The sequence below is a fragment of the Bacillus sp. JH7 genome, from assembly GCF_001563515.1.
GTDB lineage: Bacteria > Bacillota > Bacilli > Bacillales > Bacillaceae_G > Bacillus_A > Bacillus_A cereus.
Window position 1 is genome coordinate 2,365,492 of the sequence record NZ_LPUS01000001.1, and the last position, 22,973, is coordinate 2,388,464.

A 22,973-nucleotide genomic window follows, 5' to 3' on the forward strand; every position below is an offset into this window, starting at 1 on the left:
TGTGGAATATTCTGTTGATTGCCAGACTAGATTCATACATGGAATAGATCGACAGATACATTTGTATAACACTAACAGAATACCTTTAATTATAATTACAGGAAATTGAAAAAATGTTAATTTTTTATTCAGATAAATATTTTCTCAAGATTATCGAACAGGAGTGATGATGATAGTTCTTCAGAGAACTAATATTTTTCTGCCTAAAATGGATCTTAACGTAACCTGCAAATCTTTTGCTGTGGTGATCCCGTCCCAATCAGACTAAGAATTTAAACTATCCTAAAAGAAAAAGTAATGATTAAATTTTAAACCTAGTCATTGCCTTATCCATTGCATCTTGATTTACACCTATATAACGTAACGTGACTTTCTCTGACGAGTGATTAAATATCCCCATGAGCAATGCTATGTTTTTTGTTTGCATATACATATGATACCCATATGTCTTTCTCAACGTATGTGTCCCTATTTCATCTAACCCAAACTCTGCCGCTGCTCCGCTTAATATCTTATATGCCATGCTACGACCAATTGGACGATTCTTACCTTGTCTGCTTTGCAATAAATACTCATTATCTTCTCTTTCTTCAATAAACCATTTAAGTTCTCTTTTCAGTGCTGCAGTAATTTGTATTCGTTTCTGTTTCCCTGTTTTCTTTTCCCGCATAGATATATGACTACCTTTGACATCTCCTACCTTCAATTTCAAAATGTCCGAGATTCTCAGGCCTGTATTGATTCCCATAATGAAGAGAATGTAATTACGTAAGCACTTTTCTTTAAAATATTCTTTAAGCTGCTGTATTTGCTCTGGATCACGTATTGGCTGAACAAAATTCATTATTCATTACCTCCAGTTTCTTCTGTCTCGTAAACTTCTAATCTAAGAGCAAAAGCAAGTTTATAAAATACTCTAGCCTTAACACGTCGATAAGTACGCTCGCTCATGCCGATTTCGTTATATACCATATAATCACATACATCTTCATCTTCTAAATAACGCTTAATGATGATGTCTCTTTGATCCTTTCCTGCACGTCCATTACCCAAACGACTAAGAAACTGGTCAATACGAAATGATGTTTGCTTAATCCACTCTTCTCTTTTACTTTGTTGAATATTAGCCATCGCTATATCTTCTAGTAGCTTCCCTACATCATTTGTAGGCCCGTGATATCTAATTTCATAAGAAGGAGTGACTTTCATTTCTTCACGCATCATTCCAAACTGCCTATACAAACGCACACTTTCCAGAACACCTTCTAATTTTTTCTGCGTTGCTACTCTATCAATTTTTGGTAAGAAAGATAATTGTTTATTCATGTAAGACCACTCCTTTTTATTTTTAAATTACTTTTGTCTTATTGCTCCGCGTCTTCGTTCATAACAAGGTCTATGCATCCCCATTAAATCCTCAATTTCACGAGTACTTAATTTCTCTTTTTGTTTTTTCTTATTTTTCTTCTTTCCTTGCTTGGATTGCTTTTTCCACTCGCGTAATTGTTCTTTTAGTGCCTTCATATTTCTCCATCCCTCTTTTCAAAATAAAAAGGACACCTATTCCTAAAACAGCTTTAATTGCTGCTTTAATGAATTGGTGCCCTCTAGTTTTCTAGCCGGACTATATTCTGTTTGTTTTACTTTAAAAGGATTATTTTGTTAAAAAATTCATTCTAATTTATAAACACTATCTTTTCCTTATATTTTCCATTAAAATTTAATAGAAATATTTCGATAACAAAGGAGCAACCTATGAAACATAATATAAATCTATGGTCCTTTATTTTTTCATTCGTTTGCATTGCTTTTTTTCTTTTATATCTTGAAGTATGTACACCTGAAATAAATGCATCTTTTATAAACGCCGTTTATTTTTCGTACTCATTTTTTCAATAGGAACTTTTTTTGCTGGTATTAAAGGATTCTCTAAAATAGATAATTGGATATCAATGCTTAGAAGCATAGTAACAGTTCTACTAACACTGTTATTATCAGTGTTTTTAACACTAACTTTTATTATGGGCTATGCATTAAGTTAATCGTAGTTCCTCACGAATAAAAACCAATATTCCGTCAATACTGTAGACACATGGTTATCTTTCTCCGATTTCCTTATATGAGCAGTTACCTTTTGCTAGCTGCTCTTTATTTGTACAAGGTACTCAATTGACTGGCGCACATATAATATCCTGAGTTCCTTTCTTTATAAAATAGTCGTTATAAAATGAGACTCGTCACGAGAGCACTTTACTAAGTGCTCTTTTTATATTCCAACTTAATACAAAATGAAAGTTTGATTAAGCTTATTTTTATTACCGCATAACATGTTTAATTCTGCTTATAATATAGTTGTAACTTAAAGTTACATATCATTTACTTGTAGGGCCTAATTTTCTTTTGTACAACAAGCAGTTAGTTTTATTAACTAGCTGCTTTGTTGTGCAAAAGAAAGATTTTCTTAAACTGCACATTCATTAAGAACATACATAAAATATCATGTGGTATTCTTTTTCAATATTAGTTTTGTTCATGGAGCGCCTTAAAAAGCGCTCTTTATATTACAAATAACTATTTCGTTCAAACATACACACGATTTATATAAACTAAGCATATCTTTATATAGACAAGACATAGCTTTTACTATACATGCACAATTTTTGTGCATGTTTTTTATATAACAAAATAACTATTTTGTTATATTCCTTGCACTTTTAAATGAGACAAGCATATGTTGTAGTATAGTGTTTCATCACTTATATACACTTCCTTTTTTCAAGAGTACATATTCGATATGTACTCTTTTTGCATCACTATAAAATAACGCTTTTGTTTAGTTCTGATTTTTATAGTTAGATTAGATAAATTTGTTTCTTATTATCTCAAAATACAATCACACCCAATTCATATCATGCATCTACTGGATATAATCTGAGATTCTAAGAAAGGATGATATACATATGTCTAGAAAAGACAAATTTAACCGGTCACGTATGTCTAGGAAAGACAGATTCAATTCATCTAAAATAAAATCTGAAATTTCAATTTCTCCCGACCTAGTTGGGCCTACTTTCCCACCAATCCCATCATTTACTCTGCCTACTGGCATTACCGGACCTACTGGCAGCACTGGGCCTACTGGGAACACCGGGCCTACTGGGAACACCGGGCCTACTGGGAACACTGGGCCTACTGGGAACACTGGGCCTACTGGGAACACCGGGCCTACCGGCGATACCGGACCTACTGGGAACACCGGGCCTACTGGCGACACTGGGCCTACTGGGAACACTGGGCCTACTGGGAACACCGGGCCTACTGGCGACACTGGGCCTACTGGGAACACTGGGCCTACCGGGAACACTGGGCCTACCGGACCCACATTTAACATTAATTTTCGTGCAGAAAAAAATGTTGCACAGTCTTTTACTTCTCCTGCAGATATTCAAGTATCGTATGGTAGTATAATATTTAATAATGGTGGAGGGTATTCTCCAGTAACGAATACATTTACAGCCCCTATAAATGGTATCTATTTATTCAGTGCCAGTATAGGATTTAATCCAACTTTAGGTACGACTTCTACTCTAAGAATAACTATAAGAAAAAATTTAGTATCAGTTGCTAGCCAAACAGGAACAATTACTACTGGTGGTACACCTCAACTTGAAATTACAACTATTATTGATTTATTAGCTGGCCAAACAATAGATATACAATTTTCTGCAGCAGAAAACGGAACTTTAACTGTAGGCAGTAGTAATTTTTTTAGTGGCGCATTATTACCATAATGAAAATCTTAAAATATATTACAATTACATTTGGATGGATAACATTATCATCAATTTTGCATACAGTATTCTTTAATTAATTCCCATTAGATTCATACAGTTAACCTTTGTTAAATTTTCTTTTTCTGTACTATTTATATACAACGTTCATATACTTACACAGACTTTAGTAATCCACATTATAGGTCTTGGCTTAAGAGCACCCCAATCTCTAATGGTGCTCTATTTAATTCAAATAACTATTTTTTTATGTTTCCTAACTTACAGTAATGTCCTAAAAAAAACATTCATATATATTTATCAGATGCACTTTGAAATCCCAGAGTATCAAATATTTTTAAGAATTGACTGACCACCAATATTCGACTTCTCTTTAAAAACTTATTAAAAATAACTTAGATACAAAAAAGCTACGTTTTATATAGGATAAAAAATTATCTTACGTAAAGGAGCTTGATTATTTGTGAATTACCAAAATGATAATAACTCTAACCTTCACAACCCTTGCACTTGTCCATCCCCCACGGCTAACAGTTTAAATGTTGTTCAAACTACCCCATCAATAGTTTCTGTAAATTCTGCAATTCCACTAGATACCGTGGTAAATTCTAATGGTACGGCAATCTCATTCACACCACCAAAAACTGTTTTACTTGAAGGTGGAAGAACCTATTTGGCAATCTATGAAGTGCAAGTTATCATTCAACCAGGAGGTAATTCGGCAGGTATCACTATGTACCTTAATAATAATCCAATCATTGGCTCTGGTACTTCTCTGGGATATACTGCAGGATTCACTTCTGTATCAGCACCCGCTATTTTCACTACACCTTCAGGTATAACAAGTACTCTTACTGTTAATGTAGGACCATATTCTAATACATTAAATACATTGGGCTTAACTCTTGCTGTTGTAGCGTTAACATAATAAAATCTAGTTCTTTCTAAAATAATTTTCTTTGTTCTTTAACTATTTTTTGAGGCTAGCCTTTAGGAACTCCACATAACTACATATAGAAAAAGAACATTATTTGTTTCGATAGTACTAGGTGACTCGGCTAGCACAATTGCTGAGTCACCTATTTATCTATAATAAAATAAAGCTCTTTTTTAATTTATTACGTGTTCTTTTTGATACAGAATTCTAATACAATTAATTTTCATATTATAATTACCTACATCGCGTATTTTTAATAGATACAACAAATCTCATACATATAGGAGGACCTTAATGATCCTAACTCAAGAAAAGAACATAAAATTAATTATGTATTTTCTTACCTTATTATCTTTTTTTATTCTTATTTTCTTTAGCATCACAATTTTTTATATACCGTTGATTTTTTATTTTATATACAAATCACAAAACATTCGAAAAAATATCCTTGAGGCTGTGTTTTATCAACTATTTATTTGGATAATTACAGCGATTTGGAATCTTTTAATAATAAGAATCTTAATGCTATCCTTGTCTAATTTAGACTTGACTTCAAATAATACTTTGATTATTTCCAGCATAGCTCCTTTATATCTAATACTGTTCCTTTTGTTAATTTTCGGACCGATAAAAGGGATTTTATATGTGCTACAATAAAAAGAGTTTCATTATCCTATTATTTCTAAATGGATTAACCAATAAAATTACGTGTAAAAGAATTCAGAGTTTTACTGAATTCTTTTTTTATGGATTTTCCAAATTCTTTTACATATTCCTCTATTCCTCCTTTTTAATGAAATTTAAATCACATACCAATTAATTTACTGACATTGAATTTTTTGGTACTTTATAGTAATATTTACCTATAAAATCATTACCCTTATACAAAGAGCTATGAGCCTTTCCACTCATGGCTCTTTTTTATTACGATTTTCACTTCACATCTACACGATTTTGACTAGCTTCTCGACTAAATCCGCCTGGGTATCTTTTTGCTAATTTAGATATATTCATTTGAGCAATATCTTCTAGGGTATACCCCATTTCGTGAGACATGATTGAAATGTAGTACAAGATGTCTCCTAACTCTAAAGCGATTTTATGCGTATTCCCTTCTTCTTCTCCTGGACAATGAGCCAGATCAAATCCATGACCATGAAAAATTGCTTTTTTTACAACATCAGCAATCTCGCCAGCTTCTCCCGTAAGCCCTAATGCTGCATTTAAAACATGTCCACCGAAATCATTATTTGTATTCCATGTGCATAATGCCGCTTCTTGATATTGATCTAATTCACTGATTTGATTAATATTCATTGCAGCTTTTCCTCCCTTTGATTTACTAACTAATTTAGTTGTTTCATATACACCATTTTCCATAGCTTTCATTTTATTTTCTCCTTCCTATTTAGCAAATTCCTAATCCTATCGGACGATTTTCAATTAAATACTTATCAGCCTGATCTATTACAAGGAGCGCAACCTCAGCATGATGTCTCCTTAGTGCTTCCGCCATTTCTGGTAAACTCATACCTTGATTCCACATTTCACGAAAACGAATTACATCTCTTTCATCCCAAATGAAGTTAGCTTCTTCTAAAGCCATGTATATTTTCAAACGTGATTCCTTCATCTCTTCATGACTTCTTGCTACACTCATAAGCGAACCCACTTTCTAAAATGATTATTTTATCTTTTCAGTAAACTTAGCATCTACACGATCAACTTTACCGTTTATCCAAACTGCGACTTGCTCACCGAATCCGCTGACTCTTTTTAACATTCTCCTAATCATATGAAGCTAGTTCCCTTCATTTCTTAATATTTTCTTCGTCACCACCGCTATTATTATCATTATGAAACTAATAGCAAATATAGGTAAATAAATTTTCGTACTGAATCCTTCAAACATAAAACCATATACGACTTGCCCAATTGGTGCCATACATTGAGATACCGCTGTTATAAATGCCATCACTTTTCCTAGATTTTCATTTGGTGTTTTCTTTTGGACTACAGTAATCACATAGATGGATACAATTGTCATAATCATTGCGATTAGAAGAGAAGAAAGTATAAAGAGGATAAATGGTGGATAGTATCCTAAATTAAGAATAAACGGTGTAACTGATAGTGCCACTGGCATTACTAATAAAGCTATGATAAGTATCCAATTATATAATGTTTTCATCTGTAACTTTTTAGCAAAGAAACCGATTGACAATGCCCCTAATATGGTTGCAAAATCAATTAATCCCATTCCAATTCCATACATCGTATCGCTACTCTGCATAGTTACTCGTAACATAATAGGTCCTCCAACAACAAATAACGGTGTCAAAATTAAGTTTAGTAAAGCTGCAAGTAACATAGCCTTCAAAATAAAAGGTTGCTTTAAAACATAAAGAAAACCTTTTTTCATATCTTTTACAATTGTCGGTATGATATGGCTTTCTTGCGCTCTTTTTATAAAAGGTATTGTAATAAACATTTCTAAAATTGCAGATAAAAAGAAAGCAAGACAACTTGTTATTACGAGCATTTTCAAACCAATTATGCCATATAATATTCCTCCTAGTACAGGTGCAACTATATTAGATAATGCTTGCACACCATTTATGATACCGTTTGCTTGTTCTAACTTTTTCTCTGGAACTAATTGCGGAATACTTGCCATAACAACTGGTGAGTACATTGCACTAATGACTGCTAGTAAAAACATAATTGCTCCAATCAATAAAATAGATACCGATTCAGTTAATAACAAAACTATAAAACTTAATACAATAGCAGCGTTTATAAAATCCAAAATGACCATTACATTACGGCGGTTGAAACGATCTGCTATCGCTCCGCCAAGAGGAGCTAACAAAAACGGGATACTCGTTATGGCATATAACCCTGCAAATATATCGGCACGTCCTGTTATATCTAGCACATATAAAGACAGTGCAAAACGTAATAGTGTTGAACCTAAAATAGTAATAATTTGACCACTTACCATTAAGTGAAAATCTTTCAAGGAAGATTGAATACTTGCTGGCATCTTCATCACATCCTTCATTTAGTCTAGACCGACTGCCGGTCTATAACACCCAAACAGAAAAAAGCTATTTCTGTTTCATTAAAACCTCGATCATATAATCAAAGGACCCTTCTTTCGCTCCAACAGATACTTCCATCATTTTAATATAAGCCTTAGCTCTTCTCATCATTTCTTCCGGTCTCCACTGGAATAAACCATCATCAAATATGACTTGTGCTGAAGAGAGTAATAATTCAATTGTTTCTTGTGGGTATGGAGTAGAAAATATGCCTTCTTCTATTCCTTGCTCTAAAACTTCCGTTAATACAGGAGATAAATGTATAATGGATTGCACTAAACTTTTCTGATGCATTTCTGCATTATTTGGTTGATGGAATTGTTCAATCATTTTTTCTTTGACATCTCCTGATTTTGGTGATTGTTCCATTAAAATTTTAAATAACTTATCTAAAACGGGGATATCGGGATTGGAGACAATCCTTTTCGCCTTAGTGACATCCTCTTTAATAATCCTCATAATGATTTCATCCATTACTTCCTCCTTCGACTTAAAATAATGATAAAACGTCCCCTTTGCTATACCAATTTCTTTTAAAATATCATTCACGGTTGTTTTCGTATAACCTTTCGTAAGAAACAAACGCTCAGCTGTTTCTAAAATTTCCTTTCTACGCTCCTCATACTCCTTTACAATTCGCATTCAAGTTCTCCTTCCCATCAGACCGACTGTCGGTCTATTAAAATTATATGTTTAGTTTGCAAAAAGTTTCCTATTATCGTACATATACAACACCATACTTTCCATTTCCTTTATAAATTTTTATTTTTTAACGTCCGCTCAATTTGTTTAAAACGTATCTCATGTTTCTTATCGTCACCTTTCATTTTAGGAAAAGAACGATGCCCTCCGCTTGATCCTATTTTTCTCGATTCTTTATCCAGACGCACAACACTTTGTAGTTTTTCAGCTCCTTCACCACAAGTCAGCGCATCTCCTTTACATCGATGACTTCAAAAAATGACAATTGATTCATACGATACGGTTCCCCTCCGTTCGATCTATGTACTTATCAATGGAGTATTTTGTTGAGTTCCAATATGTAATATTGCATATTTCGCACTTTTAATTTTTGCACATGCGATAATTTATTTATAAAAATATAAATTATTAATAAGGGTGATTTATATGAGCAAGTTCCGAAAGAAGATGATTAAATATTTGCAAACATTTTGGGGATGCTTAACATTTGGTGTATTAATATTTGCTATCTTCTTAATTACAGATTTAACAGATGCATCTTTAAATACATTAGGTTGGAGAAACTGGCTAGGTTCTGTAGCAGGCGCAACCATTTTATCTGTTGGGATGTTTACTTTAAATAAATTGAATTTAAAATAAATATTCGGTCAATACTGTATGTAGGCTGTATGCCAACATTCATTTAAAGTAGTCTTCTCTGTATCTCCTTGTATTGAGCAGTTAGCTTTTGCTAGCCGCTCTTTTATTTTGTTCCGGTTCTTGCCTCTTAAAGAACTCTTTATCTACTTTCCCCCAATAAGTACACATATCTATTCTCCATTGCTACAAAATGAAATCTTTATTTTGTTTTACGCGTCGCTTCTTCAATCAGCCAAGATACAATATTAAAATCATTAGCTTCACCCTTTAAAGATGTTCCGTTCCAAAAGCATTCTTTCATCACTTCAAGTAATTCTTCAACAGCTTCAATTCATCTCATATTCATTTTCCTTTTCTTCCAAATAACTATTTTGTTTTACTAATTAGCTGATTAATTTCACAAACACCTTTATCAAACATTCCACGTTTCTTCACCCCGTGAATATTTTCCAAATAAAAATACATACTATTTTCAAGCCGCCGTGTCCACGGCTAATACCTCTTTCTTTTGTTACAGCAAAAACAGGTAGGTTCTTCACTTATCTACTTTCTCTGTATATTTTTTAAGAAATCGAAAATAATACCAACAAGCTGTTTGAACTAGCAGCTTCACTCTTCTCGCAATGGGGATGCAAATTATCACAATTAGCTAACTCATTGAACTCACTGGCAGACAACCAAAATCGTTGTCTGCTTTTTGTATGAGATTTTTCGTTTTACATATACTACTTTTGAACCTGCAGACCAATACGAGCCATTTTGGTACTTGGGATTTCCCTTCCGGGGATAAGTATTTTTTACTTATCCCTTTTTTGTATAGACACGTATATTTAGGGTAAAACTAATTACAAGCAGATTTTCTGTTTATGCGTAGTTCTAAACAAGATTACTTTTTCTCCTATTAAAGGACGGCAGGTACGACTGCTAGTCCTTTTTTCTTATTTCGCATATTATCACTACATTACCTTCATCGTCATAAGCAATTTCCCCATAAGGATGGCAGTGGTGCTTCTCGAGTTCCTCATTGATCAAAACTAACAAATTAGTTTTCCAGTTTCCAACGATCGTACACCAATACGAGTTTAATCCTTCATAAACTTCTCTTGTTCTATTTCAATAATTGCGGAATGTATAATGAAAATACTCGCTCGCTTCAATACCTTTTCTTTTAACCAAAGTGTTCTGCTGAATGATAGTAATACCCTTGCACTAATGGTTTTGGACTATAAAATTCCCTTTATAAATTTCAAATGCGGTGAATGAAATTTTGTTTTTTTCTTGCCATCATCCTTGTTGTATACAAACAAAAAAAGAGCCACAATATTTTGCGACTCTTTTACAATTATAACTATTTAACGACCACGTCTTTGCTGACCTTGCTTTGTACTACCTTTTTTATTACTTGGCTTATTAAATGATCGGTTATTTTCATTTCTCGAACTATTTCTCGAACTATTTCTGGAATCACTTCTTGAGCTATTTCTGGAATCACGTCTTGAATCACTTCTTGAACCTTCGCGGCTATCTCTTTCACGATTTTGACCTGATTTCTTCGGAGCCGGCTTTGGTACCGGTTTTCCATTTTCATCTACACGTTTTATCTTCGGTTGTTCGATTATTTCTCTTTGTATTGGTGCACCAAGCGTTTTTTCAATTTCTTCTAAATGTTTTTCATCTTTCGCTGCAACGAACGTAATTGCAAGACCTGATCCACCTGCACGTCCTGTTCGGCCAATGCGGTGAATGTAACTTTCTACATCTTCAGGGATATCATAGTTAAATACGTGCGTTACACCATCTACATCAAGTCCACGAGCTGCTACATCCGTTGCGATTAAGTACTGAATTTTAGCTTCGCGGAAACTCTTCATAACTCTTTCACGTTTCGCTTGAGGTATATCACCATGAAGTTCAGCACAATTATAACCTAATCCTTTTAAATTATCATAAAGCTTACTTGCTCTAACCTTTGTACGACAGAAAATAACAGCTAAAAATGGCTGATCACGATCCATAATAAAACGAAGTGCATCTGGCTTTGCACGGTCTGTCGTCTCAATGACACGCTGCTCAATTGTATCAACCGTTACTTCTTCACTTTGTACTTGAATCATTTGCGGCTCATCCATATAACGTTTCGCTAATTTTTTAATATCTTTTGGCATCGTTGCTGAGAATAACATCGTTTGTTTACTATCAGGTGTCTCATCTAAAATATCTTCAATATCATATAAGAAACCGAAATAAAGCATTTGATCCGCTTCATCTAGTACAATCGTTGAAAGATTACTTAAATCAATTGTTTCACGTCGTATATGATCTAATAATCGTCCTGGTGTTGCAACAACAATATGTGTATTACCTTTTAATTTTCTCAATTGTTGTGCTACATCTTGCCCACCATAAATCGCTAGTACATTAATATCTTCTCTTTGAACAAGCATTTTTTTAATTTCAGTTGTAATTTGCAGAGCTAGTTCCCTTGTTGGTGCAACAATTAAGGCCTGAACATCACTAGACTCTGGATCGATTTTTTCTAAAATCGGTAACACGAATGCTAACGTTTTACCCGTACCTGTTTTTGCCTGCCCAATAATATCTTTACCAGACATAATAACAGGAATTGCCTGCTCTTGAATTGGTGTTGCTTCTGTAATTCCATTTTCACGTAATGTATGATTAAAAGTTTCACTAATTCCTAATTCTAAAAAGTTTTTCAAATAGACCACTTCTTTTCCTTATTTTTCACATTAGCTTTCATTGTACCATTTGTTTCGCCAAATATGAAAAACAAAAAAATTCTTATCTTCTTTTTTTATATTCATCCTGTACTAGATGAACAAAATCTTTTTGCTTTTTCTCAGATTTTATTAATGCTTCCATGTTAGTAGAAGACAAAATGAACTTCTTAATTTTGCTATTACATCAAATAACGAACCCATCTTCTCCCCCCTATACCCTTGCTCAAATTATATATATTCTTCTTTACATATATATTTCAATTTTACCGAAATATAATGTTACTGATTTGGTTGAAATCGCAAAATATATGAACTAAAAAACCGATCTTTTCGATTTAGGAAAGACCGGTTTTCATTAATTTATACAGTAAGCTTTCCTCCATGATAGCAATAATACTCTGCTGCTTTAAAACTTTTAATCCTGTTTAAAGACTGTTTCGCTTTTTCTATATCCAAACAAAAATTCGGATTAGCTATTACTAACTCACGATTCTCTTGAACAGCCGCATCTCCCGTAATTACACAATCTAAATTCGGAAAATATAATGAAATATGCCCCGAAGTATGTCCTGGCGTCGCTACTATTTGACATTCATTATTCAAAATCATTTGACCATCATGCACTTTTTCATCGACGGAAATATGTTTTATATTTTTTAACTGTTGTATAAACCATTTACCAAATTCTTTTTCTTCATTTGGCATACGTTCTAACATTTCTTCAGCTTGAACTAACCTCTCTGATTTTATATCACCACTAATATAGTTAGATTCAATTTCACTAGCAATAACATTAATTTGAGGATATTTCAATTTAAAATCGTATAAAGACCCTATATGATCATCATCATAATGAGTAATAATTATATTCTTTAAGTTTTTTATCTCATATCCATGTTTTAATATTGCATTTTCAATTAAAGGTAAAAAACTTGGATATCCTGTATCGACTAACGTTAATTCATTATGTAATATAATTAAACTTGGATAAATACATTGTTTTTGCCCGTTAAATTCGAATTCAATTGGTAGTTCTATTATTTTCATTTTGCTTCCCCCATACCGCTTATAAAATGCATAATAATAACTAAATCATCCACATACATTTTACAATATATATACTATGTAACGGAACACTATGAATCGTTACATAATCCACATTATATTATTTTAAACAGGTAATCCCCTATTTTTATGGAAATATATAATTAAGAAAAACAATAAAATTGATTAATCTCTCACTTCTTTGTCCATCCTTTTAAAAAATCTATGTTTTGTAAAAGGAGTGTTTATATGGAGAAACAGACACTTTGGAAAAAGTTCAAAAAAAGCTCTGTAAACCTCGGTAAATCTAGCGTATATGAAAGTATTATTTTATTCTACACAATGAAAAAGAAAGAATTACCTACTAAGGCGAAATTCATAATATTAGCCGCTTTATCTTATTACGTATTAACAATCGATTTCATTCCAGATATAGCTGCTATTATTGGGATTGGGTTATTAGATGATGTTTTAGCAATCGCTGTAGCGCATAAATACGTTATGAGACACGCAGATGCTGAAATTCGAGAAAAGAGCAAAGTAAAGATGGAGTCATTATTTACTTCAGCACAAGCATAATGAAATTATCTAGTCATTTACCTACCTTTTTACTTTCAAATAAAGCTAACTGTAATTAATGATAGTTCCACCTCACTGAATATTACCCTTCACCATGAGAGCATAGCAGAATAAATTCCTAAACAAAAGCATTTCTCTTAGCTCTCAAACCGTAAACAAATAGGGAATCAGCACTTGTTCCTAAGTTCTGACTCCCTTTTATTTGTTCTTATATCTATCTGTTATACAGTTTCATACGTTCCCTTATACAAAACTGCTATTGCCGCTACTATAAGAATCATACCCATAAAAGCAGGTGCGGCATGACCAAGTGATACATAGATTTGTCCTCCAAGAATAGGACCAATCATTCTTGCTAAAGCTTGAATAGATTGGCTTCCACCTTGAATCCTTCCTTGTTCACTAGAACTGGCAGACTTTGAAAGCATCCCGTTGAATGAAGGCCCGAAAATTGAATCCCCAAAACCATACATTAGCATTCCAACGATTAGTAGTGGATAGAGTGAAAATACAGCTGATGCTGCAATAAAACTGTATCCTATAATCTCCGAAACCATCCCAAGAATAGCTATTTGTTTATCACTAAGATTGATTAAAAGCTTTGGCATGATAAAACTTTGTGAAACAATGTCTTGAAAGCCCAAAATTGAAAACATAAGTCCGATTAATGCAGGTTTCCAACTGAAAGTATCTATTGTAAATTGCGTGAAAATTGCTTGTAAAGATCCGTTAGGTATCCAAAGTAAAAACGCTGAGATAAGTAACCATTTTAAATTTTTCATGGAAAGTATATTTGCTAGCTGTGCAAAAGGATTTAACCTTACAAAAGTAATCTCTTTTAACCTGTTATTTTTGTCAAGACTCTCAGGCATGTATTTCATACCATATAAAACATTTAATAAAGTTATGAACGCTCCAAAGTATAAAGGTACAGAATGACCAAACTTTGCAAGTAAGCCCCCAAGAGTTGGTCCAATAATAGTTCCCGCACCTACAACTGCACTCACCCATCCAAAGTATTTCGTTCTCTGCTCTTTCGGAATGATGTCTGCAAAATATGCGAAGATAGTACTTATGCTCCCACCTGTTATACCTTCTATTATCCGTCCAGCAAATAATACCCATAAAGCTCCTCCTATGCCAAAAACTAAGTACCCAATTGCAGAACCAAATAAGCATATTAAAAGTAATGGACGACGGCCATACTTATCGCTTAAACCCCCGAGTGCTGGAGCAGCTAAAAACACACAGGCCGCATATACGGAAGTTAGTAGTGTAACAACTAATGCTTGTTCTTCCGGATTACTTGTATATGGCTGTACTAAGAATGGGACTACAGGCATGATGATACTGAAACCTATACCACAAAGAAATACAGAAATAAGTCCAAATAGTAACGCATGTTTATCTATGCTTTTTTCAGTTTCCCTTTCATTTTGTGATCTAAATATAGACATTTAACTTCTCTCCTTAAAACGTTTTGTTGCTTCGTCAACAAAATGATAACCCTGTTTTGTTGATTAGTCAACAAAGATAAAATAATAAAAAAGCAGCCTATTCTCATATTAGAGTAAGGCTGCCATTTTATTATTAAAATGTATTACGATTTAATATGTATACCTTGTTTCTTTATTTCTGCATCCAAATGTCTACTATACTTTTCCACAAAGCTAATTATACTGTCGAATTCTTCTTCAGTTACTTGCTCAAATACAGCTTTATCCCGCTCTTGAAACTCTTTGTGCAGATCTTCATGGATTTTATAAATTTCTTTCCCTTGTTCGGTAAGCTTAAAATAAATTTCTTTCTTATTTTCTGACTTTTGGTAGCTTTCAACAAGGCCTTTTTGTATGAGCTTCTTAGTCATTCTACTTATAGCACCGCGAGTCACATAAAAAGCCTCTGCGAGTTGCGTCACGTTAGAATTTGCATTGTTTTCAATATATTCAATGCAGTGGACTTCAGAAGACTTAAAACCTTTAAGACCTTCTTCCATCTTATCTTTATTAAGCCAAACCAGCTTATTATATAATTCCCTGAAACCGTTCATGACCTGTTCTTCTTTATTCATGACCTGCCCTCCTCACCGCTCATTAGCACATTAAAACTATTATATTAAATTTCTGCTTATGTTTCGACAATATTGAAATAATTATTGTAACGTTCAAGATATGTGTAAAAATTGGCGCTTAAATAAAACAATTCATTAAACAGCAAAATTATTGATACTTACAGTAAACGGTAGACAAAAAGTAAGAGCTAAGATCATTTCTCTTAGCTCTTCTTTTATAAAACTATTTCACTTCATTAGCGACAAAAAAGTGCTCACATACACTTGATATGCGCTGTAAGTCCACGTTCCCACCGGATATAACAGCTACTACTTTTTTCCCTTTTATATAACTATCAACTGTTCCTGCAAGAAGTGCAGCAGTTGCTAATGCACCTGCACCTTCTACAACAGCTTTCCCACGTTGTAATAAATCTTTCATCGCTACTTCCAGTTCTTTTTCTGATACAGTTACAATATCATCTACTAATTCTTTTACAATTTCAAATGTTAATTCCCCTGGTATTTTAACTGCGCAACCATCTGCAATAGTAGGTGCCTCATAATGTTCTACGATTGCTCCTTTATCGTAAGATGCCTTCATTCCATGAACATTATCTGCTTGGACACCAATTATATTAATCGATGGATTAAAAGATTTTAATGCTACAGAAATACCAGAAATAATTCCGCCTCCACCTATTGGTACAATAACAGTATCTACATCCCACATATCATCAAGAATATCTAATCCAATTGTACCTTGACCAGCCATTACCTCTACATCATCATATGGATGTAAGTATGTCTCACCTGTTTCCCTTATAATTTCTTCACATTTTGCCTTTGCATCATCAAAGGTTTCACCATGTAAAATCACTTCAGATCCATATCCTCTAGTTGCTTCAACTTTCGCCTGCGGTGCAGAAATTGGCATAACAATTTTACTCTTAATACCGAGTAAATGAGCAGATAATGCAACTCCTTGTGCATGATTACCTGCTGAACATGCAATTACACCTTTTTCTTTTTCTTGATCCGTGAGCCGCGACATTTTATTAAATGCGCCACGGAATTTAAAAGAACCCGTTAATTGCATATTTTCTAATTTCAAATGAATTTCTCCGCCCGTTTTACTAGTCAAGTAAAAAGATTTTACTAATGGCGTTTTACGAGCATTTCTATCTAGAATCTTGTGAGCTTTTTTAATATCGTCTATATGTAATGGTAGTTTTCTAGTTATCATACTTACACCTCTTCCAATGTTCTATTCCTAAGTTTTCGTAAGTCGTAGCTCCTTTATACGAAAAGAAAAAGTCTTTATATATGTACCCCACTCTGAAATAAACACATTTGCAAACAATTTAACATCCTCTTCATATCACGTTCTTTATAATGATTCAGGCATGCAATTTGGATCCAGTTATTCTTTTGTAAATACGCTGATTCATAATGGACAATATATCCTTGTAAAGCTAACGCATCACCTACCGTTTTAGAAGACTGACCTTCGCTTAATTGAATTGTAAATATAATTTTCGCGGCATGTTCTTTAGGTGAAACAAGCTTTAACCCCATATCAGTAATAACTTCTTCAACATAATCGTATGTCTCTTTAATTTTTACAAATGCCTTTTCATCTTCAAATCTCTTCAACGCTTCTTGCAATGCATAAATTAAATTCCATGATTGTGAGTATGGAATGCTTTCATTTTCTTCATACATACCAATGTCCATATAAGCCGGCACAGCCTCGTTTATTTTTACAATGTGGTTATGAAAAATGAAAGAAATTCCTGTATATGATTTAATCGCTTTACCGCTAACACCACTTGCAAAATACACATCCTTCAAGTCTATTGGTATTGCTCCAATTGAGCTTATGCAATCTACACATAGTTTCATTTGATTCTCGTTACAAAGAGTATTTAGCTCGTTTAAATCGTTTAACATTCCAGTAGATGTTTCATGATGAACAAACCAAAGCCATTCATAATTTCCGGTTGTCATTATTTCTTCTAATTCGTTATAAATAAACGGCTCTCCCATTTCCTTTTTATACGTATCAAAATGTAATTGTGCTCGTTTTACATGCCCAACTAATCTATTTCCAAATTCTCCATTTGTTAATACTAGTCCTTTCCCTTTTAAAGAACGTAGTTGCAAAGCAATTGCATCATTTGCTAACGTCCCTGTTCCTAACATAAGCTGTACATGTTTTGCTTTTGTCATGTGAAGTAACCGTTTTTTCACATTGTCCATCGTCACTTGAAATGACTTAGAGCGATGCGAAATAGGCCGCGTAGAAAATGCCTTTTGAACATTCTCTTCAATATCTACTGGACCAGGTAAAAACGTGTATTCTTTCGTCATAATACTTCCAACACTCGATTCTTCAAACATAGCAGGGGTAACATACATTGGCTGGAAGGCTGCTTCTTCTGTACCAACTAACGTATGGAAAGATTTGAATCCCATTTGCTCATATAAAGCTAGTTCACGTGTTGTTGCAGAAATGAGTGCCAATTCATATCCATTTAGAAGCAAATAACGATGTAGAAAACGAATTAATCCTAATAACGCTCTTCCATTCCTATATTCACGTTCTACTGAAAGTAAACGAATTTCATACACTTTTTCTCCATGCTCTTGCAAATAAATATCTAAATTTGAAATTTTATAATCTAACGAGAATGGTCGTTTTCCCCGCACCGCGACCATACCTACTAATCTATCCTCATCTAAACAAATTAAATATGTATTTTCTTCATGAAACCGATCTATACGAAACCGGTCTTTCGTTTCTTCATGTTGCGGAATCTCTTCTACAAAAGTTTTATAATTCAATTTATGTATACTTTCAAATTCCCAATCTTGATCAGCAACTTTATAAATTAACCCCATGCCTTATCTCCTTTATCTATTTAATAAAAAATGATAAGTGGAGATTATCCCCACTTATTAAACATTCATTTTATTCTCGATTTACATATAGAATAAGTACAATAATCATTCCACTTAAAATAGCCGTAACAATAGAATAAGAATAAAAAATCATACAAATTGGTAAACAAGCAATCGTAATTAGTCCTGGCTTCGTAAATCCTTTAAATATTAAATAAAATACAATAAAAATGCCTATGAGGGTAAGCGCTATCAAATAATCAAATGCGATTAATCCTCCAATAAATGTTGAAATACCTTTACCGCCCTTACCTTTAAATAAAACTGGGTAAATATGTCCAATAATAACGGCCAATAATGTTAACATTACGAATGTAGGATCTTCAAAAAGATATTTTGCAACAGTAACAACGATTGCCCCTTTAATCGCATCACCTAAAAATGTAGCGATGAAATACCCTTTTCCATATACGCGCCCCATATTTCTTGCACCAGGATTTCCGCTTCCTTCACCCCTAATATCAACGTTATGTCTCAATTTTGTTACTATATAAGCGGTCAAGATGTTTCCAATTAAATAAGAAGCCATCAAATATAAAAACTGCATACTATTAATCATGTAATCATTCACTTTCTACATGGGATTACATATACAATATTCAATTACTACGTATATTGTACGTTTTAACATACATCCCTTTATACATTTTAACATCATATTTTTACAAATCATACAAAAATTCTCATACGCTATTTTTAAAAATATATATCCCTCATTAAATAATATGTTCCTTTCACTGCCATTTCTGCTTGTGATACAAATACAATTTCTTTAATACTTTCTTCACAGCATTTCTTAAATGCAGCAAATATTTCAGGAACTAAACGCAATATACTGCCACTTACTGCAATTGGAGTTGAGCGCTTAAATTGCATCTTGTTATAAACATCTACCGTAATTCTTGCTAATTCCTTTCCAGCTCGCATTATAATTTCATGCGCATAATCATTGCCATTTCTCGCTGCCTGAATAACTAATGGCGCGATTGCTGCAATTTTATCTTTAGAAGAAGTATATACTAAGCTTTTTATATGAGACGGTGTCAACAGTTGAAACTGACTTTGAATATTCAAACTCAATGGACAAAGACTGATTCCTTGATCGAATTGAATTGCCATTTTCTTTAAAGCTTGTAATGCAATCCAATATCCGCTCCCCTCATCACCTAAAATATGTCCCCATCCACCGCTATACTCATACACTTCTCCTTTCTTTCCGATACAAATTGCCCCTGTACCACCTATAGTTAATATTCCATCCTTACCTTTTAAAGCAGCTGCATGCGCAATCATTGCATCATTAAAAATTTCAATTTCTGTTCCGTATTTCTTTTTTAAACGTAATGTTAATTCATTTGTATTCGCGCCACTTATGCCGGCTAACCCTAAACAAACACAAACGCAATGCCCATTTATTAAACTCTTCTGGCATTGATCAATTGCTTCCATAATATGCAAAAGTGCCTCATCAAAATCTATTAATACATTTCCAAATCTGCTCATACCTCTTACAACTTCATTTCCATTTTGATCAAATGCAATTGCCTCTGTCTTCGTTCCCCCGCCATCTACTCCGATCATATACTTCATATGTTCGCCTCATTTTCATTTACATATTGGAGGGAATGTTACATTCCCTAAAACCACGGAATTCTTAGCACCTGTTGCGCTCGGCACATTACTCGGATTACGATAATACGTTTCGTTTGCTAAAACCGCAAAGGCGATCGCTTCTTTCGCCGCTGAGGAATAGCCTAAATTTTCTTGAATAAATATTTTGCATTTTTCTTCCTTTAATCCAAATCGTATCATTTCAACAAGTGTACGATTATAACTTCCGCCCCCGCCTAAAATTACTTCATCGATTTCATAATACGGAAAAATAAATTCCTGATAATGATGAACAATTGAACTTGCTGTAAACATCGTGACAGTTGCCAATATATTTTCTCTACTATGCTTTTCAAATCGATTCAATAATTCAGTCACAAACGCTTCTCCAAACTGTTCTCTACCTGTTGATTTCGGTGGATTTATTTTCAAAAATGGGTGGTTCATACAATATGTCAAAATTTCTTCTACAACTACCCCCTGTTTTGCAATCTTACCATTTTGATCATATGACAACTGAAATAACCTTTGGCATACTTCATCCATTACCATATTACCTGGACCTGTATCAAATGCTATAACGCTCTTCTCACTTAGTTGACTTGGTATTACAGTCACATTACCAATCCCGCCGATATTTTGTAGTAGTCTATTTTTAGTTTTGTGACGATATAAAATAATCTCTGAATATGGTACAAGTGGTGCACCTTGTCCTCCAGCTGCCATGTCCATCGTTCGAAAATTAGAAATAACTGTCGTATTCGTTTCATACGCTATTACTGCTGGTTCCCCAATTTGCAAAGTTGAAGAAAGAATATTACCTTCTTGCTTTGGCTGATGATAAATCGTTTGTCCGTGAGAGCCTATTAAATCTAATTGTCTCAAAGGAAAATTGGCCTCTTTACAAACTTCCTTTACAGCATTGGCGAAGCATAAACCAAGTTTAAAATTTAAACTACATATAAGTTGGACATTCGAAGTTTCAATTGATAACGCTTGTTGGATCTCATTTTTCATATCATTACAAAATGGAACAGTAGTAAAATGGATGAGTTCGATTTTAGAATCTACACCACTTCCTTCTATATGAACGAGCGCTACATCTATTCCATCTAATGAAGTACCAGACATTACCCCTGCAATATACATAACGTGCATGACCTCCTATTTACTAAAAAACAAGCATGTAAGTAACGAACGTACAACCAATCGAAAACAATATAAATCTAAAAAACAACTGAGCTTTCGATGCAAACGATCCATCAATGAAAGAAACAACTACCGTAAGCAAAACGCTTGCCGCAATACTTGTAACGAGCCAAATACTATGCATTTGTGATAAATTTAGCATGCCTAATAAAGGGACAAAAAGTAAATTTGCACAAATCACTCCAAATAGTAATAAAAACACACCTTTATAACTAAATTTTATATTCATTCTATTTCCCCCTTTCTAGTTTTAATGTGAAAGAAGTGATAGACAAAAAGTCTATCACTCAAAATAACAGCATGTAGATTAAGGATTAACTGACTCTCCGTCACCATTCTTTTCGATTTCAAGCATATTTTTGTCGTACATTTTAAAGAATGGTAAATAAATAAGGAACGATATTGTTATATTTATAAAAACTAATACAATCGCACGCCAATCTCCACCTGTTGCTAAATATGCACCAATTGGAGCAGGTAATGTCCATGGCGGCATAATATGCGTTGGTGTTACAAATCCCATTGCGGTTGCAGCATACGCTATAGTAGCTGTTACTAACGGGGTAATGACGAAAGGAATAATTAAAATTGGATTTAATACAATCGGCAAACCGAATATAACCGGTTCATTTATATTAAAAATCCCAGGGACAATACATGTTCTCGATAATGCTTTTGAATATTTTGATCGACCAAATATAATCATAGCTAACACAAGCCCTAACGTTGCACCCGAACCACCAATCCAAATAAACCATTGATAAAACGGTTCTGGTGCAATAAACGGAAAATGACTCGCTCCACTTGCTACAGCTTCACCGTTCTTTCCTAAATACACATCCCAAAGTGGCCTTGCCACAGTACCTACAACTGATACTCCGTGTATCCCGAAAGACCAGAAAAACGTAATTAAAAATACAGGTATAATAACGCCAAAGTAACTATCACCAGCTTTTACTAACGGTGCGGCTAGTTTATCTACAACGTAATGTAAATCAACTTTAAAAACGACTGTAATAAGACTCATCATAATAATAACGAATGCTGCAGGTATAAGTGCTTCAAATGAACGTGATACTGACGGTGGTACTTGTTCTGGCATTTTTATCGTTACGTTATTCTTCTTACAAAACCTTAAAATCTCAACTGATAAAATAGAGACGATCATCGTCACAAATAATCCATGACCTCCAAGATTTGTCATCGGAAGCATGAATCCTTTTTTATCAATTAACTCAGGCGTTAATGTTAAAAGTAGTGAACATACCGCAAGCTGTGCTCCTGATAAAGCATCTAATTTATAACTTTTCGCTAAATTATATCCTATTCCAAATGCTATATATAAGGACATAATAAACATAGTTAAACGATATGGTATCAATATACTTGTTTGATTCTTTAATGCCCAAACCGATATGAAACTATCTTTCGGCAGTGGTGGAAATGCTACTATTAAAAAAAAGCTTCCTACTATAATAAATGGTAACGCCGAAATAACTCCATCACGGATTGCTTGTAGATGCCTCTGCTCAGAAAGCCTTGCCATCGGGCCAGATAAGTTTTTATCAAGAAACGTGACAAACTTATTCATAACGCTTCCTC

The 22,973-nt window shown here is 33.7% G+C and carries 24 protein-coding genes and 1 pseudogene; 6 read left to right on the top strand and 19 right to left on the bottom strand.

The genetic code is table 11. From position 1 onward, the window contains the following. Window positions 1–301: 301 nt before the first annotated feature. From AU379_RS11820 to AU379_RS30570, 3 genes are read right to left on the bottom strand one after another with little or no spacing between them, the layout of a single operon-like run. Window positions 302–844 (bottom strand): site-specific integrase, encoded by a 543-nt coding sequence (locus tag AU379_RS11820; protein ID WP_001012153.1) that lies wholly within the window; start codon window positions 842–844, stop codon window positions 302–304. Continuing rightward, a complete protein-coding gene (locus AU379_RS11825) occupies window positions 844–1,326 on the bottom strand; it encodes an ArpU family phage packaging/lysis transcriptional regulator (protein WP_001041486.1) in 483 nt (160 codons plus the stop codon). The genes AU379_RS11820 and AU379_RS11825 overlap by 1 nt, the downstream gene beginning before the upstream one ends. 27 nt (window positions 1,327–1,353) lie before the next feature. After that, window positions 1,354–1,524 (bottom strand): hypothetical protein, encoded by a 171-nt coding sequence (locus AU379_RS30570; RefSeq protein ID WP_000645544.1) that lies wholly within the window; start codon window positions 1,522–1,524, stop codon window positions 1,354–1,356. Window positions 1,525–1,755: 231 nt separating this feature from the next. On the opposite strand from AU379_RS30570, the pseudogene AU379_RS30945 reads away from it, so the two are divergent. The 4 genes and pseudogenes from AU379_RS30945 to AU379_RS30960 all read left to right on the top strand — a co-directional run bounded on the left by AU379_RS30945 (window position 1,756) and on the right by AU379_RS30960 (window position 5,385). Continuing rightward, a pseudogene (locus AU379_RS30945) lies at window positions 1,756–2,042 on the top strand (hypothetical protein). Window positions 2,043–2,993: 951 nt separating this feature from the next. Then, complete coding sequence (locus AU379_RS31135) at window positions 2,994–3,791, top strand: exosporium leader peptide-containing protein (RefSeq protein WP_347362595.1); 798 nt, start codon at window positions 2,994–2,996, stop codon at window positions 3,789–3,791. A gap of 463 nt (window positions 3,792–4,254) precedes the next feature. Further along, entirely contained in the window at window positions 4,255–4,719 is a 465-nt protein-coding gene (locus AU379_RS11835; RefSeq protein WP_001109253.1) for a hypothetical protein, read from the top strand. Window positions 4,720–5,022: 303 nt separating this feature from the next. Continuing rightward, a complete protein-coding gene (locus AU379_RS30960) occupies window positions 5,023–5,385 on the top strand; it encodes a hypothetical protein (protein ID WP_000604164.1) in 363 nt (120 codons plus the stop codon). 276 nt (window positions 5,386–5,661) lie between these two features. On the opposite strand, the gene AU379_RS11845 is transcribed toward AU379_RS30960, so the two are convergent. From AU379_RS11845 to AU379_RS11860, 5 genes are all read right to left on the bottom strand, one after another. Further along, window positions 5,662–6,117 (bottom strand): nucleoside triphosphate pyrophosphohydrolase family protein, encoded by a 456-nt coding sequence (locus AU379_RS11845; RefSeq protein WP_000646384.1) that lies wholly within the window; start codon window positions 6,115–6,117, stop codon window positions 5,662–5,664. A gap of 19 nt (window positions 6,118–6,136) precedes the next feature. Further along, window positions 6,137–6,388, bottom strand: coding sequence for a hypothetical protein (locus tag AU379_RS11850; protein WP_000109540.1), 252 nt, complete (start codon window positions 6,386–6,388; stop codon window positions 6,137–6,139). Between the two features lie 24 nt (window positions 6,389–6,412). Next, complete coding sequence (locus tag AU379_RS29065) at window positions 6,413–6,511, bottom strand: DUF3954 domain-containing protein (RefSeq protein ID WP_223697793.1); 99 nt, start codon at window positions 6,509–6,511, stop codon at window positions 6,413–6,415. Between the two features lie 18 nt (window positions 6,512–6,529). After that, the gene (locus tag AU379_RS11855; RefSeq protein WP_061139290.1) at window positions 6,530–7,774 is read right to left on the bottom strand and encodes an MFS transporter; all 1,245 of its coding nucleotides are present in this window, start codon (window positions 7,772–7,774) and stop codon (window positions 6,530–6,532) included. 64 nt (window positions 7,775–7,838) lie between these two features. Continuing rightward, complete coding sequence (locus tag AU379_RS11860; RefSeq protein WP_061139291.1) at window positions 7,839–8,474, bottom strand: TetR/AcrR family transcriptional regulator; 636 nt, start codon at window positions 8,472–8,474, stop codon at window positions 7,839–7,841. A gap of 486 nt (window positions 8,475–8,960) precedes the next feature. Between AU379_RS11860 and AU379_RS11865 the strand changes: the two genes are divergently transcribed. Beyond that, a complete protein-coding gene (locus tag AU379_RS11865) occupies window positions 8,961–9,173 on the top strand; it encodes a hypothetical protein (RefSeq protein ID WP_061139292.1) in 213 nt (70 codons plus the stop codon). Between the two features lie 1,352 nt (window positions 9,174–10,525). On the opposite strand, the gene AU379_RS11870 is transcribed toward AU379_RS11865, so the two are convergent. Continuing rightward, window positions 10,526–11,902 (bottom strand): DEAD/DEAH box helicase, encoded by a 1,377-nt coding sequence (locus AU379_RS11870; protein ID WP_061139293.1) that lies wholly within the window; start codon window positions 11,900–11,902, stop codon window positions 10,526–10,528. A gap of 372 nt (window positions 11,903–12,274) precedes the next feature. Then, on the bottom strand, window positions 12,275–12,961 hold the full coding sequence (locus tag AU379_RS11875; protein WP_061139294.1) for an MBL fold metallo-hydrolase: 687 nt from the start codon (window positions 12,959–12,961) through the stop codon (window positions 12,275–12,277). A 246-nt stretch (window positions 12,962–13,207) separates the two neighbouring features. Here AU379_RS11875 and AU379_RS11880 point away from each other — a divergent pair, with 246 nt between their 5' ends. Beyond that, entirely contained in the window at window positions 13,208–13,537 is a 330-nt protein-coding gene (locus AU379_RS11880; RefSeq protein WP_000415089.1) for a DUF1232 domain-containing protein, read from the top strand. 221 nt (window positions 13,538–13,758) lie between these two features. On the opposite strand, the gene AU379_RS11885 is transcribed toward AU379_RS11880, so the two are convergent. From AU379_RS11885 to AU379_RS11925, 9 genes are all read right to left on the bottom strand, one after another. Continuing rightward, window positions 13,759–14,994 carry a tetracycline resistance MFS efflux pump gene (locus AU379_RS11885; RefSeq protein ID WP_000021821.1) on the bottom strand — a complete coding sequence of 412 codons (1,236 nt, stop codon included), beginning with the start codon at window positions 14,992–14,994 and terminating at the stop codon, window positions 13,759–13,761. Between the two features lie 143 nt (window positions 14,995–15,137). Then, window positions 15,138–15,608, bottom strand: a complete 471-nt coding sequence (locus tag AU379_RS11890; protein WP_001030906.1) for a MarR family transcriptional regulator — start codon at window positions 15,606–15,608, stop codon at window positions 15,138–15,140. A 223-nt stretch (window positions 15,609–15,831) separates the two neighbouring features. Continuing rightward, window positions 15,832–16,833: a bifunctional threonine ammonia-lyase/L-serine ammonia-lyase TdcB gene (gene tdcB / locus AU379_RS11895; protein WP_000632954.1), complete on the bottom strand. Its 1,002-nt coding sequence runs from the start codon at window positions 16,831–16,833 to the stop codon at window positions 15,832–15,834. A 74-nt stretch (window positions 16,834–16,907) separates the two neighbouring features. Further along, entirely contained in the window at window positions 16,908–18,491 is a 1,584-nt protein-coding gene (locus AU379_RS11900) for an aminotransferase class V-fold PLP-dependent enzyme (RefSeq protein ID WP_061139295.1), read from the bottom strand. Window positions 18,492–18,561: 70 nt separating this feature from the next. Next, window positions 18,562–19,110, bottom strand: a complete 549-nt coding sequence (gene plsY / locus AU379_RS11905; protein WP_061139296.1) for a glycerol-3-phosphate 1-O-acyltransferase PlsY — start codon at window positions 19,108–19,110, stop codon at window positions 18,562–18,564. Window positions 19,111–19,247: 137 nt separating this feature from the next. After that, entirely contained in the window at window positions 19,248–20,141 is an 894-nt protein-coding gene (locus AU379_RS11910; protein ID WP_000876626.1) for a BadF/BadG/BcrA/BcrD ATPase family protein, read from the bottom strand. A gap of 15 nt (window positions 20,142–20,156) precedes the next feature. Next, on the bottom strand, window positions 20,157–21,311 hold the full coding sequence (gene anmK / locus AU379_RS11915; RefSeq protein ID WP_000274971.1) for an anhydro-N-acetylmuramic acid kinase AnmK: 1,155 nt from the start codon (window positions 21,309–21,311) through the stop codon (window positions 20,157–20,159). 22 nt (window positions 21,312–21,333) lie between these two features. Further along, on the bottom strand, window positions 21,334–21,600 hold the full coding sequence (locus AU379_RS11920; RefSeq protein ID WP_001021965.1) for a hypothetical protein: 267 nt from the start codon (window positions 21,598–21,600) through the stop codon (window positions 21,334–21,336). A 78-nt stretch (window positions 21,601–21,678) separates the two neighbouring features. Then, on the bottom strand, window positions 21,679–22,962 hold the full coding sequence (locus AU379_RS11925; protein ID WP_001032294.1) for a PTS sugar transporter subunit IIC: 1,284 nt from the start codon (window positions 22,960–22,962) through the stop codon (window positions 21,679–21,681). Window positions 22,963–22,973 lie beyond the last annotated feature (11 nt).